Source organism: Streptomyces sp. NPDC032745 (assembly GCF_055579465.1).
In genome coordinates this window covers 194,241-207,210 of record NZ_JBVING010000006.1, presented here as the reverse complement: position 1 = coordinate 207,210, position 12,970 = coordinate 194,241, and the positions used below count along the sequence as shown (strand labels likewise).

General features: G+C 72.1%; 13 protein-coding genes. 8 read left to right on the top strand and 5 right to left on the bottom strand.

All coding sequences use genetic code 11. The annotated features are described in order from the left end of the window. Positions 1–105 precede the first annotated feature (105 nt). Positions 106–759, top strand: coding sequence for a transmembrane-type terpene cyclase (locus ACZ5WG_RS17980; RefSeq protein WP_468724202.1), 654 nt, complete (start codon positions 106–108; stop codon positions 757–759). Here the strand turns inward: ACZ5WG_RS17980 and ACZ5WG_RS17975 are convergent. From ACZ5WG_RS17975 to ACZ5WG_RS17965, 3 genes are read right to left on the bottom strand one after another with little or no spacing between them, the layout of a single operon-like run. Further along, complete coding sequence (locus tag ACZ5WG_RS17975) at positions 731–1,660, bottom strand: L,D-transpeptidase family protein (protein ID WP_468724201.1); 930 nt, start codon at positions 1,658–1,660, stop codon at positions 731–733. The two genes, ACZ5WG_RS17980 and ACZ5WG_RS17975, sit on opposite strands and share 29 nt — an antisense overlap. Before the next feature lie 26 nt (positions 1,661–1,686). Further along, positions 1,687–2,952, bottom strand: a complete 1,266-nt coding sequence (locus ACZ5WG_RS17970; RefSeq protein ID WP_468724199.1) for a sensor histidine kinase — start codon at positions 2,950–2,952, stop codon at positions 1,687–1,689. Further along, entirely contained in the window at positions 2,949–3,674 is a 726-nt protein-coding gene (locus ACZ5WG_RS17965) for a response regulator transcription factor (protein ID WP_468724197.1), read from the bottom strand. The genes ACZ5WG_RS17970 and ACZ5WG_RS17965 overlap by 4 nt, the downstream gene beginning before the upstream one ends. Positions 3,675–3,776: 102 nt before the next feature. Here ACZ5WG_RS17965 and ACZ5WG_RS17960 point away from each other — a divergent pair, with 102 nt between their 5' ends. From ACZ5WG_RS17960 to ACZ5WG_RS17930, 7 genes are all read left to right on the top strand, one after another. Continuing rightward, on the top strand, positions 3,777–4,286 hold the full coding sequence (locus ACZ5WG_RS17960) for a hypothetical protein (RefSeq protein WP_468724195.1): 510 nt from the start codon (positions 3,777–3,779) through the stop codon (positions 4,284–4,286). After that, entirely contained in the window at positions 4,271–5,395 is a 1,125-nt protein-coding gene (locus tag ACZ5WG_RS17955; protein ID WP_468724194.1) for a peptidoglycan-binding protein, read from the top strand. Before ACZ5WG_RS17960 ends, ACZ5WG_RS17955 begins: the two co-directional genes overlap by 16 nt. Further along, positions 5,392–6,129, top strand: coding sequence for an ABC transporter ATP-binding protein (locus ACZ5WG_RS17950; RefSeq protein WP_468724193.1), 738 nt, complete (start codon positions 5,392–5,394; stop codon positions 6,127–6,129). Before ACZ5WG_RS17955 ends, ACZ5WG_RS17950 begins: the two co-directional genes overlap by 4 nt. Next, on the top strand, positions 6,129–7,343 hold the full coding sequence (locus ACZ5WG_RS17945) for an ABC transporter permease (RefSeq protein ID WP_468724192.1): 1,215 nt from the start codon (positions 6,129–6,131) through the stop codon (positions 7,341–7,343). The genes ACZ5WG_RS17950 and ACZ5WG_RS17945 overlap by 1 nt, the downstream gene beginning before the upstream one ends. A gap of 33 nt (positions 7,344–7,376) precedes the next feature. Then, a complete protein-coding gene (locus ACZ5WG_RS17940) occupies positions 7,377–7,934 on the top strand; it encodes a 2'-5' RNA ligase family protein (protein WP_468724190.1) in 558 nt (185 codons plus the stop codon). A gap of 1,822 nt (positions 7,935–9,756) precedes the next feature. Further along, positions 9,757–10,197, top strand: coding sequence for an NUDIX hydrolase (locus tag ACZ5WG_RS17935; protein ID WP_468724188.1), 441 nt, complete (start codon positions 9,757–9,759; stop codon positions 10,195–10,197). Between the two features lie 102 nt (positions 10,198–10,299). Next, entirely contained in the window at positions 10,300–10,695 is a 396-nt protein-coding gene (locus ACZ5WG_RS17930) for a VOC family protein (protein WP_468724187.1), read from the top strand. A gap of 12 nt (positions 10,696–10,707) precedes the next feature. Here the strand turns inward: ACZ5WG_RS17930 and ACZ5WG_RS17925 are convergent, their stop codons facing one another. Beyond that, entirely contained in the window at positions 10,708–11,535 is an 828-nt protein-coding gene (locus tag ACZ5WG_RS17925) for a trypsin-like serine peptidase (protein WP_468724185.1), read from the bottom strand. Between the two features lie 81 nt (positions 11,536–11,616). Continuing rightward, the gene (locus tag ACZ5WG_RS17920) at positions 11,617–12,837 is read right to left on the bottom strand and encodes an amidohydrolase family protein (protein WP_468724184.1); all 1,221 of its coding nucleotides are present in this window, start codon (positions 12,835–12,837) and stop codon (positions 11,617–11,619) included. Between the last annotated feature and the right edge of the window lie 133 nt (positions 12,838–12,970).

Here is a 12,970-nt window from a genome sequence, read left to right as displayed (position 1 = left end):
TCGTAGCTGACGGACCGTCAGGCAAGGGGTTCGACCCGGCCGCGCGGCGGCCGGCCCGTACGCGGGGGGTGTGCCGGCGGGGGCGCGTTGGCTAGGGTGCCGCGCGTGGATCTGTTTCTGACGCTGGTCAGCGGGGTGGCGTGGACCGTCGTGTACATCGAGGCGATCCGGGTCGGGCTGCGGGACCGCACGTATGCGATGCCGGTGGCCGCGCTCGCGCTGAACTTCGCGTGGGAGGTGACCTACGCCGCGGGCGAGTTCAGGGGCGGGGTCTCCGCACAGGGGATCGTCAACGTCGTGTGGGCGGTCGCCGACATCGCGATCATCTGGACGTACCTGCGCTTCGGGCGGGCCGAGCTGCCCGAGTTCGTGACGCGGCCGCTCTTCGCGGCGTGGAGCGCACTCGTGTTCGGCACCGGCTTCGCCGTGCAGTGGCTGTTCCTCGCGCAGTTCGGGACGCACGACGCGAGCCGGTACTCGGCGTTCCTGCAGAACCTGCTGATGTCCGGGCTGTTCATCGCCCTCTACGCCGACCGGCGCGGGCCGCGCGGGCAGTCCCTCGTCATCGCCGTCGCCAAATGGCTGGGGACGCTCGCCCCGACCCTGCTCTTCGGGGTCGTCGAGGACTCGCCGTTCATCCTCGGGCTCGGCATCATGTGCAGCGTCTTCGACCTGGCGTACATCGGGCTGCTGCTGCGCGGGCGCGCCGCACCGGTCGGCGACCGGCCGGTCAGAAGCCGGCCGGTCCCATCACGATGACCGGCTTCGCCGCCGGGTCCAGGGTGGTCAGGAGCTTCTTCATGGCCTCCTTCGAGATGCCGATGCAGCCCTGCGAGGGGCCGTCGTGGTCGACGTGGAGCCAGATGCCGCCGCCCTTGTCCTCGCCCTCCGGCTTGAACAGGTCCAGCGGGGAGACCCCCGTCCGGCGGTTGTAGTCGATCGCGACGACGTACTCGAAGGCGCCCGCGAGGGACTCCCCGTTCACGCCCCGGCCGGTGGGGACGAAGAGCCGGTTGTGGTCGTACGGGAACTTCGTGCCCGGCGGCTTCGGCAGCAGACCGCCGGCGTCGGACAGGGTGAACACGCCCGCGGGGGTGGTGAGGTCCCCGTCCTCCCGTTCGACGGACGACCAGCCGTTGGCGCCGTTGTGCGCGGGCCAGCTGCCGGTCCGGACCCAGCCGGCGCCGGCCGCCGGCCGGGTGTAGAGGGCTGCCGTGGACTCCGGGGAGTCCCGCCCCTTGCCGGTGACGAGGAGCAGCTGGCGGGCGGTGGCCGGGATCTTGGCCAGGGTCTCGTCGCTGACGTCGGGGAGGCCTTGGGCGGGGTCGTCCACGGCCGCGGGGGCGCCGGGCGCACCTGGGGCGCCGGGCGCGCCCGCAGCCCCGGGGGCGCCGCGTACCCCTCGGGTGGCACGGGCATCGCCCGGGGGGCTGGTGGGGTTGGTGGGCTTGTCGGCGCCGGCCGCACCGGCTGCTTCCCCCGGGCGGTCACCGGTCCGGGCCTGGGTCGTGGCGCCGGAGGTGTCGTCCTGGGCCGTGTACACCCATCCGGCCCCGAAGGCCAACAGGCCCAGGGCGGCGACGACGGCCACCCGTCGGGGCGAGCGGACGGTGCGGGACGTGCGGGAACTGCCGGAGCGGGCGCGGGGGTGCTTGCTCATGCCTCCGACGGTACACATGGGATCATTCAGGACTCCTGAGGCGGCGGCCGGAGCGGCGCGGTTCCCACCGGAAAGCGGACCCTGACGGTCAGTCCGCCGCCCGGAGCGGGATTGGCCCGCACCACCAGCTTCGCGCCGTGCGCCCGCGCGATCGAGGCCACGATGGAGAGCCCGAGGCCCGCGCCCTCGCCCGCGGTGTGCTGCCGCTCGGCCCGCCGCCGGAACGGCTCCAGCAGCCGCGGTACGTCTGCGGGGTCGATCACCGGGCCGGTGTTGGACACCGTCAGCACCCCGTCGGCGGAGGTCGCCACGCCGATCCGGCCACCCGGCCGGTTGTGCCGTACGGCGTTGCCGAGCAGGTTCCGCACCAGATGGCCCAGCAGAGCCCGGTCGCCGGTCACGACCGATGGCGCAAGGTCGCGCACGACGACGGGCCACCCGGCGCCCGGGATGGCGGCCGGACCCGCCTCGGCCTCGGCCCGGTCCGCGAGTTCGGTCTCCGCCAGGGCCGCCAGGTCCACCGGGGCGGTGGTCTCCAGGCCCTCCTCCGATACCGCGAGCAGCAGCAGCGACTCGATGAGGTGCTCGCTGGAGTCGGCGACGCCGATCAGCTTGGACCGGATCCGGGCCACCTTCTCCGGCGGCGGGTCCCCGGCCAGCCCGATCTCGGCGGCCGCCCGCTGGACGGCGAGCGGGGTGCGCAGCTCGTGGGCTGCGTTCGCGGCGAACCGGCGCTGCGCGCCCACCAGGCTCTCCATCCGGTCGAGCATGCCGTCGAACGTGTCGGCCAGCCGCTTGAGCTCGCCGGGCGGGGCCTCGAGGCCGATCCGCTCGTGCAGGTTCTCCCCCGAAAGGCGGCGGGCCGTCTCGGTGATGACACCGACGGGGCGCAGCACGCGGCCCGCCATCCACCAGGCCAGCCAGATCGACGGTACGGCGAACACGGCGAGGGCGATGAGCGAGACGATCAGCAGCTCGTGGAGGGTGGCGGACTCGACGGCGGTGGAGAGGTTGCGGGTGGCGGCCCACGTCTGGAGCTGCTCCTGGGTGGGCGTTGCGGCGCCGGGCGGGAGCCGCTGGGCGGGGACCGCCTTGAGCGGCCGGCCTTCGACGGCGGCGCGTTCGAACGCGGTGCCTGGGACGGCGGTGGTGACGGCTCCGCTGATGCGGGTGTAGAGCCCGCCCCGCAGCAGGATGTTGATCAGGGCGATCAGGCCGCCGCCGGCGAGGACGAGCAGCGAGCCGTAGAGCGCGGTGAGACGGGCGCGCTCGGAATGGAGCACTGCTCTCATCGCGGATCGGTGACCGGATCGGCGGACCCGCCCGCGGCCGGACCCGCGGCCGGACGCGCGGCCGGGCTCGTGATCCGGTAGCCGGCGCCCGGCACGGTCTCGATCAGCGGCGGCTCGCCCAGCTTGGCCCGCAGCTTGCTGAGGGTCACCCGTACGGCATTCGTGCTGTAAGAGGTGTCCTCCTCCCACACCTGCTCGATCAGGTCGTCGTTGCCGAGCACGGCGCCCTCGGCCCGCAGCAGCGCCTCCAGCACGGCGAACTCCTTCCGGGACAGCGCGAGCCGGTGCCCGTCGCGGGTCGCGCTCCGGCGGGCCGTGTCGACGGCGATCCCGCAGCGCTCCAGCACCGGTGGCAGGGCCGGCCGGGCCCGCCGGCCCAGCGCCAGGACGCGGGCGAGCAGCTCGTCGTACGCGAACGGCTTGGTGAGGTAGTCGTCGGCGCCGAGGCCGAGCCCCTCGACCCGGTCCCGTACGGTCCCGGAGGCGGTCAGCATCAGGACGCGGGTCAGCAGCCGCTCGCGCACCACCTGCCGGCAGACCTCGTCGCCGTGCAGGCCGGGCAGGTCGCGGTCGAGGACGAGGACGTCGTACTCGCCGAGGCGCAGGCGCCGCAGGGCCTCGAGGCCGTCGCCCGCCTCGTCGACGGCCAGCGCGTCGCGGCGCAGCCCGTCGGCGATCATCTCCCGGAGGAATTCCTCGTCCTCCACCACCAGAACTCGCATGCCGCCCTCTTTACCGGAATCTCGCATTTCCTCGTCATAAGCAAGATCGGAGAGAGAAGCGAAACCCGCCTCCCGTGCAGGGTCGGCCGCATGAATCGATCCATGACCATGACCACGGCCGCGGCCCTCACCGGGCTGACCCTCTTCGTCACCGCGTGCACGGGCGGTGTCGGTTCGGACGGGGACGGGAAGGACGGGAAGAAGGACGACTCCACCAGGAACAACGCTTCGAGCAGCGGCGGCAACGGCACGACCAGCGGCGCCGACGCCGACAAGGCGCTCAAGACGCGCAAGTGCCTGCGCGAGCACGGCGTGGACGCGCCCGACCCGGCGCCCGGCCAGGACCCGCGCGGCATGACGCTGGGCTCGGGCAGCGAGGACCCGGAGGCGCTGAAGAAGGCCTTCGAGGCGTGCGGGCTGCAGGCCCCCGGCACGGGCCAGCTGTCGCAGGAGCAGAAGGACAAGGCCCTGAAGTGGGCCAAGTGCATGCGGGACAACGGCGTGAACGTCCCCGACCCGGAGTTCAACGGGAGCGCGATGAGCGCGACCAAGATCCCCGAGGGCCAGGAGAAGGCCTTCGAGGAAGCCCAGAAGAAGTGCGAAGCCGCGTGAGGCGGCGCGGCAAGTGGCTGCTGGGCTCGCTGGCCGTCGTACTCGCCGTCTCGGGCGGCGGGTACGCGGTGACGGCCCAGCCGCGGGGCGACTCCGACGGTTCGAAGGACCGGCGCGCGGACGGACTGCCGCAGCAGACGGCGCCGGTCACGCGCGGGGACCTCGGCTCCGGACTCACGGTCGAGGGCACCCTCGGCTACGCGCAGGAGCGCAGGCTCGCCGCGGGCGGCCCCGGCGTGCTGACCTGGGCCGCGGGCGCCGGCACGGCGATCGAGCGGGACGGGAAGCTGTACGAGGTCAACGGCAAGCCGGTGCGGCTCATGTACGGGAGCACGCCCGTGTACCGGCCGATGAAGACCGGGGACAAGGGCGAGGACGTCAAACAGCTCAAGCGGAACCTCCAGGCCCTCGGGTACGGGACCGGGCTCGACCCGGAGGACGGCACCTTCACGGCGGGCACGGCGACGGCGGTCAAGCGCTGGCAGAAGGCGCACAAGGCGGCGGAGACGGGCGAGGTCGGCAAGGACGACATCGCCTTCGCGACCGGGCCGCAGCGGGTGCAGAAGAACGACACGGCGGTCGGCGACGAGCCGGCGCCGGGCAAGCCGGTGCTGACCCTGACCGGAACAGAACGGATGGTCCGGTTCCAGTTGGACGTGGCCAAGGCGGGCGCGGCGAAGACCGGCGACAAGGTGACCGTGAACCTGCCGGGCGGCGGCACGGCGACCGGGAAGATCGACTCGGTCGGCAGCACGGCGAACCCGGACGACCCGAACGGCGGCGGTGGCGGGTCCGGAGGCGGTGGCGGTGGCGGTGGCGGCAAGCCGAAGGTCGAGGTGAACGTCTCCCTCGACCACGCCTCCGAGATCAAGGGCCCGGACCAGTCCCCGGTGTCGATCCGGCTGACCGGCGAGACCCGCAAGGGCGTGCTCTCCGTACCGGTCAGCGCACTCCTCGCACTGTCCGGCGGCGGCTTCGGCGTACAGGTCGTCGAGAACGGCGCGGTCCGTGACGTCCCGGTCGAGCTCGGCATGTTCGGGCAGGGCCGCGTCGAGGTCAAGGGGGACGCCCTCGAGGAGGGCATGCAGGTGGGGATCCCGAAGCAGTGACGGCGACAACGGCAGTGGCCGCTGCAGAGAACCGGCACGCGCGCGCCGTCGTGGAGCTGGCGGGCGTCACCAAGGAGTACCCCGGCGGGGTCAAGGCCCTGCGCGGGGTGGACCTCACCGTCCTGAACGGCGAACTCCTCGCCATCGTCGGCCCGTCCGGCTCCGGGAAGTCCACCCTGCTGCACATCGTCGGCACCCTCGACCGCCCGAGCGCCGGCGCGGTCGCCATCGCCGGGCACGACATCGCGACCCTCTCCGACCGCGCCCTGTCGGCACTGCGCTCACGCCATGTCGGCTTCGTCTTCCAGTCCTTCCACCTCGTACCGGGCATCAGCGCGCAGGCGAACGTCGCCGAGGGCCTGCTCTACTGCGGCCTCTCGCGCGCCGAGCGCGGCCGCCGGGCGGCGCGGGCCCTGGAGCGCGTCGGCCTCGGGGACCGGATGGAGCACCGGCCGCACGAGCTGTCGGGCGGGCAGAAGCAGCGCGTCGCGATCGCCCGGGCGGTGGCCGGCGAACCGGACCTGCTGCTGGCCGACGAACCGACGGGCGCACTGGACTCGGCGTCGGGGCAGTCGGTGATGGAGCTGCTGCACGAGCTGAACGGGGACGGGGCCACCATCGCCGTGATCACCCACGACCAGGAGATCGCGGCGAGCCTGCCGCGGCAGGTGCGGATCCGGGACGGGGAGATCGTGGCGGACATATGGAACACGGCGCCGGCGGAGGCGTTGTGATGGGCACCCGGAAGCCGGCGGCCGGGAGGCTGACCCCGTCCCGCCTCGGCCCCCGGGACGTCCTGCACGTCGGCTCGGCGGGGCTGCGCTCGCGCCCGATGCGGGTGTTCCTGTCCGCGCTCGGGATCGCGATCGGCATCGCGACGATGATCGCGGTGGTCGGGGTGTCCTCGTCCAGCCAGGCCAAGCTCCTGCGGGAGCTCGACAAACTCGGCACGAACATGCTGGTGGCGACGCCGGGCCAGTCGATGTTCTCGGGGCAGGACACGAAGCTGCCGAAGGAGGCCCCGGGCATGATCTCCCGCATCGAGGGGGTCGAATCGGTGGGTACGACGGGCGACGTCGCACAGTCCGTACGGCGATCGGAGAACATCCCGAAGGAGGAGACGGGCGGGATCGGCCTCAAGGCGGCGAAGGACGACCTGCTGGAGGTGCTGCGCGCCCGGGTACAGAGGGGGACGTGGCTGAACGGGGCCACCGGACGCTACCCGTCGGTGGTGCTCGGGAACGTCTCGGCGGAGCGGCTGGGCATCACCGAGCCGGGACAGCAGGTGTTCATCGGCGGCCGGTACTTCACGGTCATCGGCATCCTGGACCCGATCCCGCTGGCCCCGGAGATCGAGCGCTCGGCGCTGATCGGCTGGGAGGCGGCGGAGCAGCTGCTCGGTTTCGACGGCCACCCGACGGCGGTGTACGAGCGCTCGGCGGACGACCGCGTGGCGGCGGTCCGCAGCCTGATCGCCCCGACGGCCAACCCGCAGTCGCCGAGCACGGTCGCGGTGACGGACCCGTCGGCGGCCCTGCAGGCGAAGGCGGCCACGGAGGGCGCCTTCAGCACGCTCCTGCTCGGGCTGGGCGGGATCGCCCTGCTGGTGGGCGGGGTCGGCGTCGCGAACACCATGATCATCTCGGTCCTGGAACGCCGCCACGAGATCGGCCTGCGCCGCTCGCTGGGCGCGACCAAGGGCCAGGTGCGCATCCAGTTCGTCACGGAGTCCCTGCTCCTGTCGGGCCTCGGCGGCCTGGCGGGCATCGCCCTCGGCGCGGCGGCCACGGCGGCCTACGCCCGCGCGGGCGACCTCCCCTGGGTAGTGCCCCTCTGGGCGGTGACGGGCGGCTTCGCCTCAACCCTGGCCATAGGCACCCTGGCAGGCCTCTACCCGGCCGTCCGCGCAGCGCGGCTGTCGCCGACGCTGGCGCTGCAGGCGGGGTGACGCGGCGGGCGCCGAATGGCACCATCCGGTGCCATGGCATCCGACTCCACCAACACCACTTCCCACGCGGGCCGGTACGAGGCGGGCCAGACGGGCCTCCTCGTGAAGATCCCCGAGGCCGAACCAGCCGTTCGCGCATGGCGCGAACGGCTGGACCCCTCGGCCGCCGCCGGGGTCCCGGCGCACGTGACGGTGCTCTTCCCGTTCCTCGACGAGCACCTCATCGACGCCGCCGTCCAGGCGGCGCTCGCCGAAACCCTGGGCAGCCACCGGGCCTTCGACGTCCGGTTCGCCGAGAGCCGCCGCTTCCCGGAGGTGCTGTACCTGGCCCCCGAGCCGGATACGCAGCTGCGGATGCTCACCCGCGCCATCGCCGACCGCTGGCCGCAGGCCCAGCCGTACGGGGGCCGGTTCCCGGACGTCATCCCGCATCTGACGGTCGCGCAGCGACAGGAGGCGGACGTACTGGACCGGATCGAAACCGACCTGGCGCGCTCGCTACCCCTCACGACCCGCATCTCGTCGGTCGACCTCATGGTCCACGACGGCGTGGCCTGGCGGGACCGGGCGTCGTTCGCACTGCGGGGGTGAGGAGCGGCGGACAGGCGGTGCCGGCAAGGCAGACCGGGACACCAGGGCCGGGGCCGGTGTACTCGGGGTCGGCGGGAAGGTCGGCGGGGACTCCGGGGGCGGGGCCGGTGTACTCGGGGTCGGCGGGAAGGTCGGCGGGGACTCCGGGGGGCGGGGTCTGTGGATTCCGCGTCGGAAGGGCCGGCGGGGACTCGGGGGCGGGATCCGTGGACTCGGGGGGAGGACGGGCCGGGGGGATGGGGTGGGAGCCACCCTCCCGGGGGTGGACGGGCGGGCGGAGGGCAGTAGGCGGGAGCCACGAGCTCGGCGTCGGCCCACGTATCGGGGGCGGGGTTCGGCGGGGTCTGTCGACTCGGGGTCGGGAGGGGTCCGGGGGCGTCCCGTCAGTCCACTGTCCTTCCGTGTCGTGCCGGTCCCTCAAGGGCGCTCCTCCTTCGTCGTCGCGTCGCTTCGCGATGTCGCTGCGCTCCACCCTTGACCGACCGACCCGCCCCGGAATGCCATAAGACTGCCGGGAAGCCCCCGAAGGATGGCCGGGGGGTTCGGATCCGGACCAGCCCCGATCAGAGATGCCGGGCAGGGCCCCCGTCCATCCGGAGTCCGCTCACCAGGAGCACCGACCCAGGCCGGTGACGGGGCCGCGGGGAGGGGACAGCCCCCTGAAGGGCCCATAGCCACCCTTTCCGGACCCAGGTGCGGTCAACCTGCACCAGACAGCAAAGAGATGACCCTGCGGTGAGGGGCAGGCCCGTATCGCGTCAGATCGCTACGCGCTTCCCTCTGCTTGGCGTCCGGCGGCCGTCCAGGGCTGGACATAAGCCGCCCAGACACCTCCCATGGACGGGTTTCCGGGCGTCTGCACGCTGTTGGGGGCGAAAAGAGGGCGAGAGGGAGCCTGATGCCGGATTTCTCCACCTCTCACTCCGACAAGGCGCCTTCTGACTCTCAACTGGCACCCAAAAGGGGCAAACGACCCGCTGTCGCATGCCAGGCCGCCCTGTGCCGGTCGTGGGCGGCCTATGTCCAGCCACAGGCGGGGCGAGGGCGCCAAGCAGCGAGGACCGCGTAGCGATTTGGGGCGTCCACGGCCCAACCGGCACCGCAGCGTCATCTCTTCGCTGCCTGGTGCAGGTTGACCCTGCATGGGCCCGGAAAGGGTGCCTATGGGCCCTCGATGGAGGCATGACCCTCCCCGCGCACCCATTCCGACCCCTCTCGATGCTCCTGGTGGGCTGGGTGCGGATGGACAGGGACTGCCGGTCAGGATCTCTGATGAGCCCTCATCGGAATCCGAACCCCCTGGCCATCCTTCGGGGGCTTCCCGGCAGTCTGTTGGCATTCCGGGGCGGGCCGGTCGGTCAAGGGTGGAGCGCAGCGACATCGCGAAGCGACGCGACCGCAGGGAGCGCCCTTGAGGGACCGGCACGACACGGAAGGACAGTGGACTGACGGGACGCCCCCGGACACACACCCGACCCCGAGTCCACAGACCCCGACCCCGACGTCCCGATCGACCTTCCGACCCCGAGTACACGGATCCCGACCTCCGAGTCCCCCTCGGTCTCTCCGACCCCGAGTACACGGATCCCTACCCCCAGCACCCCACCGACCATCCCACCCCCGAGTACACGGATCCCGACCTCCGAGTCCCCGTCGGTCTCTCCGACCCCGAGTACACGGACCCCTACCCCCAGCACCCCACCGACCATCCCACCCCCGAGTACACGGACCCCGCCCCCTACCCCGGCCCACCCCCACCCCCACCCACCCGCAAACCCCTCGCCCCTCCCCCCACCCCCCTCACCCGCCGTACGCTGATCTGATGAGAACTCCCAGGCAGGCAGCCCGCATTGTCATCCTCTCCCCGACCGGTTCGGTGTTCCTCTTCCGTGAGGACAACATCGAGGTAGGGATCCACTGGCTGCCGCCCGGTGGGGGGATCGATCCCGGGGAGACTCCCGAGGAGTGCGTGCGGCGGGAATTGCGGGAGGAGACCGGGTGGACCGACCTCGAGCCGCAGCGGCTGCTGTGCACCTGGGAGCACGACTTCACCCACGAGGGGATCCCCGTACGCCAGCACGAGCACATCTACGTCACCACCGGCCCGCGCCGCGATCCCGTCCCCGAGTCGCCCGACGCGCACTGGCGCTGGCTGCCACAGCAGGCCCTGGCCTCGCTCGGGGAGCCCCTGTGGCCACCGCGGCTGGCCGACCTGCTGGCCGACGCGCCGGCCGAGCCCGTCCACCTCGGGCTGGTGGTCTGACGCCGGAAGAGCCGCGCGACACCCCGTCGACGAGGACAGGACCTGACCTACTTGGTGTCTAGAGTCCTGGCACTGCCATCGACAGCGAGCCGAGGAGCTTCCGTGTTGCGAGGTCTGACCACCGTCAGTTTCTGGGCCGCCGATCTGGACGCGGCCAAGGCCTGGTACACCGAACTCCTCGGCACTGGCCCCTACTTCGAGCGGCCGGGGTACGCCGAGTTCCGGCTCGGCGACTACCAGCACGAGCTCGGGCTGATCGACCGCCGCTACGCGCCCGCCGGCGCGTCGGCCGAGCCGGGCGGGGCCGTCGTGTACTGGCACGTCGACGACGTCGACGCGACGCTCGAGAAGCTGCTGTCCATGGGCGCGAAGCAGTACGAGCCGCCCACGGAGCGCGGTCCGGGCTTCGTCACCGCCTCGGTGGTCGACCCGTTCGGCAACGTCCTGGGCTTCATGTACAACGCGCACTATCTCGACGTGCTCGGCGAGCGCCCCTGAGCCGGGCGCGGCTCACCGGGCCGCGGAGGTCGCCTTCGCGTACAGCGTCGCCGCGTACTCGCCCAGGATCGTGCTCGTCGACACGTCGTCCGTGTCGCCGCCCGTCAGGATGCCGATGATCTTGCCGTCCTTCGCGAGCCAGGCGCTGCCGCTCGTGCCGCCCGGGAAGTCCGCGCAGTCGAAGCGCTGCTCCGTCGGGGTCTCGCGGATCGCCGATGCCGTGCACGTGCGCGGGACCTTGCGGTCCGCCGGGTAGCCGGTGACGGTGATCTCCTCGCCCGTGCGGCCCGTGGTGTCCAGGGTGGCCGCGCCCGTGACGTCCTCGATGTTGCGGCCGGCGGCGTCCGGGGCGAGGCGAGCGAAGGCGAGGTCGTAGTCGTCGTCCGTGCCGTCGGCCCAGCGGGGGTCCTCGAAGACCTCCTCGATCGTCCAGGCTCCGTACGGGGCTCCGCCGTTCGCGTACGCGGGTGCGAAGACCGCTCCCCCGTCGCCGGCCTTCCCGGCGATCAGGCAGTGCCCGGCGGTGACGATCAGATTCTTCCCGGGGCTGTGCACCACGGTGGCGGTGCAGAAGTGGTCACCCTGCACACCGCCTTCGAACAGGGCCCCGGTGAAGGCGGCGGGGCTGCCCGGCCGGGGCGTGCCCGAAGTGTTCAGCTGCGGCTGCTTGGCCGCTTGCGATCGCGAAGACGGGCTCGGTGAAGGCTTCGCTGGGGCCGCCGCCTTGACGTGGGCGGCCGAACTGCCCTCCGAAGCCGGCACCACCTTCGTCATGGCAGCGGACGCACCCAGCGCCGCCACCGCGCACAACACCCCGGTCACCACGGTCCGCTTGTCCACCGCCACCGCCCCTCCCACTTTGCTCCGGCGAAGCATGCCTTGATGTTCACCTTCGCCGCAAGGGGACCCCCGGGCTCCCGCCTACGCGCCCGCCCACAGGCCCTCGGGCGTCAGGCCGAGGAGGTCGATCGCGTTGCCGCGCACGATGCGGTCCACCACGTCCGGCGCGAGGTGGGACATCTGGGCTTCCCCCACCTCCCGCGACTTCGGCCACGTCGAGTCCGAGTGCGGATAGTCCGTCTCGTAGAGGACGTTGGCCACGCCGATCGAGTCCAGGTTCTTCAGCCCGAAGGGGTCGTCGAAGAAGCATCCGAAGACGTGCTCCGCGAAGAGCTCCGACGGCGGGCGGTGGACCTTGTCCGCGACGCCGCCCCAGGCGCGGTTCTCCTCCCAGACCACGTTCGCGCGTTCCAGGATGTACGGGATCCAGCCGATCTGGCCCTCCGCGTACATGATCTTGAGGTTGGGGAAGCGTTCGAACTTGCCGCTCATCAGCCAGTCGACCATCGAGAAGCAGCAGTTGGCGAAGGTGATGGTGGAGCCGACCGCCGGCGGGGCGTCCGCCGAGGTGGACGGCATGCGCGACGAGGAGCCGATGTGCATGGCGATGACCGTGCCGGTCTCGTTGCACGCCTCGAGGAAGGGGTCCCACTCGTCGGTGTGGACGGAGGGCAGCCCCAGGTGCGGGGGTATCTCGGAGAAGGCGACCGCGCGCACGCCGCGCGCCGCGTTGCGGCGGACCTCGGCGGCGGCCAGGCGGGCGTCCCACAGCGGGATGAGGGTGAGGGGGATCAGCCGGCCCCGCGCCTGCGGGCCGCACCACTCCTCCACCATCCAGTCGTTGTAGGCCCGTACGCCGAGCAGCCCGAGCTCGCGGTCCTTGGCCTCGGTGAAGGTCTGGCCGCAGAAGCGCGGGAAGGTCGGGAAGCAGAGCGCCGACTGGACGTGGTTGACGTCCATGTCCGCGAGGCGCTCGGGAACCGAGAAGGACCCCGGGCGCATCTGCTCGTACGTGATCACCTCCAGCTTGATCTCGTCGCGGTCGTAGCCGACGGCGGTGTCGAGCCGGGTGAGGGGGCGGTGCAGGTCTTCGTAGACCCACCAGTCGCCGATCGGGCCGTCGTCCCCCTTGGCGCCCATCACGGGGGCGAACTTGCCGCCGAGGAAGGTCATTTCCTTCAAGGGCGCGCGGACGATCCGGGGGCCGGCGTCCTGGTATTTGGACGGGAGCCGGTCCCGCCAGACGTGGGGAGGCTCAACCGTGTGGTCGTCCACCGAGATGATCTTCGGGAAGGTCTCCATGGCCCCCACGGTAGCGTCAATCTGACGAACCGTCAGCTAGTTGGACGGCGATTGGGAAGTGATCGGTCCGACACGGGCTGACGGGTAAGCGCAAGACAGGGCAGACTGGCCCTTACAACGACGGAAGGCAGGG